This is a genomic window from Mesorhizobium sp. 01N446 (genome assembly GCF_056399285.1).
The window spans coordinates 1-449 of record NZ_JBFTRA010000042.1; the positions used below are offsets into that span (position 1 = coordinate 1).

Below are 449 nucleotides of genomic sequence, written 5' to 3' on the forward strand. Positions count from 1 at the left end.
GCCATCGATGCGGCAGGCGCCTGGACCTACACGGCCTCGTCGGCCCACAACGAGTTCGCTGCCGGCACCACCTACACCGACACGTTCGATGTCGTCAGCGCCGACGGCACCCACACTTCGGTGACCATCAACATCGACGGCACCAATGACGCCGCCGTGCTGTCGGCCGAYGTGCGCAACCTGACCGAGACCGATGCGGCCACCGACATATCGAGCTCGGGCACGCTGACCATCTCCGATGTCGACAGCCCKGCRASCTTCGTYGCCCAGGCCGGCACTGTCGGGACCTACGGCACCTTYGCCATCGATGCGGCAGGCGCCTGGACCTACACGGCCTCGTCGGCCCACAACGAGTTCGCTGCCGGCACCACCTACACCGACACGTTCGATGTCGTCAGCGCCGACGGCACCCACACTTCGGTGACCATCAACATCGACGGCACCAATGA

General features: G+C 65.7%; 1 protein-coding gene. It reads left to right on the top strand.

All coding sequences use genetic code 11. The features are described from left to right. Window positions 1-449: VCBS domain-containing protein (locus AC1DPX_RS35130; RefSeq protein WP_477242608.1), on the top strand; the 449-nt coding region annotated here is incomplete at both ends.